This window comes from Paenarthrobacter sp. PH39-S1, assembly GCF_030063245.1.
Taxonomy (GTDB): domain Bacteria; phylum Actinomycetota; class Actinomycetes; order Actinomycetales; family Micrococcaceae; genus Arthrobacter_M.
Genome location: NZ_JASISR010000094.1, coordinates 1 through 1,770, shown reverse-complemented (window position 1 = coordinate 1,770; position 1,770 = coordinate 1). Strand labels below are relative to the sequence as shown.

Below are 1,770 nucleotides of genomic sequence, written 5' to 3'. Positions count from 1 at the left end.
CTAGCGGGAGTTTCCCGGTTATTTTGTTTTTGAGGGCCCCGGCGAAATAGAAACCGCGTAAGTTGCGGCGTGTCGGGGCCTTCATGTCACCCAGATATGTATGACCTAAAGTATGGTATTGGCATGGCACTGTACAAGAAAACGGTCAACGGCAAGGTGTACTGGTACCTGCGTGAAATGGCGCGGGTCCACGGGAAGCCGAAGATGGTCTCCGAGCGGTATCTGGGTAGTGCCAAGGACATTGAGAAGCTGCTGGATGCCAAGGAAGCCGCGGTCGTGCCCGAGAAGACCCGGCATCTTGGGTTCGGGGACAGTGCCGCGGCCTGGAGGATCCTGGAACGCCTGGACGTGGCCGGGATCATCGACGGCGTGGTTGGTGCCCGGCGCAAGGACGCCGGCGCCTCGGTAGGCACGTACCTGGCGTTGGCGGCGTTGAACCGGGTCGTGGCCCCGACCTCGAAGCTGGGTTTCGCCGACTGGTGGAAGACCACCGCCGCGGACCGCTTCACGAAGATCCCCGCGTCCGTGCTGGACCACCGCAAATTCTGGGAGGCCATGCACGCCCTGTCCCTGGAAGAACTCGCGGAGGTCGAGGAACGCATCGCGGTGGCGATGATCAGCGAATTCAACCTCGACATCTCCGCCCTGGCCCTGGACATGACGAACTTCGCCACCTACCTTGACTCGGCCAACGAGAAGGCGCCGATCGCCCAACGCGGCAAAGCGAAGCAGAAACGCACCGATCTGCGCCTTATCGGTCTGGGCCTGGTCATCACCCGTGACGGCGGGATCCCCTTGCTCGCCCACGCCTATCCGGGGAACAAGCCCGACGTCACCCAGTTCCCGGTCATGATCGATGCCCTCGGCGCCCGGCACCGCAAACTCGCCACCACAGCCACCACCGGGACGGCTGGGGCTCCGGCAACCCCGGAGGTGACGGTGGTCTTTGATGCCGGACAGAACTCCGCCTCCAACTTCCTCTGTGTCACTGACACCGAGCTGGAATTCGTCGGTTCAATCCCGCCCTCCCACGTCACCGACCTGCTGAACATTCCGGCTGCCGATCGTGCATTGGTGGATACGGGGCGCTTCGGGGGACTTACCGCAGTGGAAACGCGGCGGGTCGTTTACCGGACCGAGCGCCGGGTCATCCTCACCCATTCACCCACGTTGCACGCCGCCCAGGTCGCCGGGTTCGCCCAGACCCTGGCCAAGGCCCAGGTAAAACTGGGTGAGCTCGCCCAGACCCTGGCCCGCGGCAAGACCCGGCGCACCACCGAAGAACTCAGCACCCACATCGCCTCTATCACCCGTGATTCATGGCTGCGGCGCGTGCTGGTGTGCGAACTGACCGGGGACTCCCCGGCGACCCATCGCCTGACCGTCACCCTCAACGAAACCGCGCAAGAGGAACTGGCGGAGGAGGTGTTCGGCAAGCGGGTCCTGGTCACCACCCATGAGCAGTGGTCCGTCGCCGACGTGGTGGCCGCCTACCGGTCGCAATCCGATGCTGAGTTCGGGTTCCGGCAGCTCAAGGACCCTCACGTCGTCTCGTTTTCACCGATGAACCACTGGACCGAACACAACATCCGCGTTCACACCTTCACCTGCGTGTTGGCCCTGCAAATCGCCCACCTCATGCGGCGGGAAGCCGAGAACACCGGCCTCCACCTCTCCGTGCGCGAACTCCTCGAACAACTCGCCGGCATCGGCGAAACCCTCATGATCTACCCCTCCACCGGAGGACGACCCAAAGCCCGGCGCATGCTC

1 protein-coding gene is annotated in these 1,770 nt (G+C 63.8%); it reads left to right on the top strand.

Going from position 1 to position 1,770, the window contains the following annotated elements; all coding sequences use genetic code 11:
• Nucleotides 1-123 precede the first annotated feature (123 nt).
• On the top strand, nucleotides 124-1,770 hold a 1,647-nt coding region (locus tag QMG52_RS21610; RefSeq protein WP_283562457.1), incomplete at its 3' end, for an IS1634 family transposase.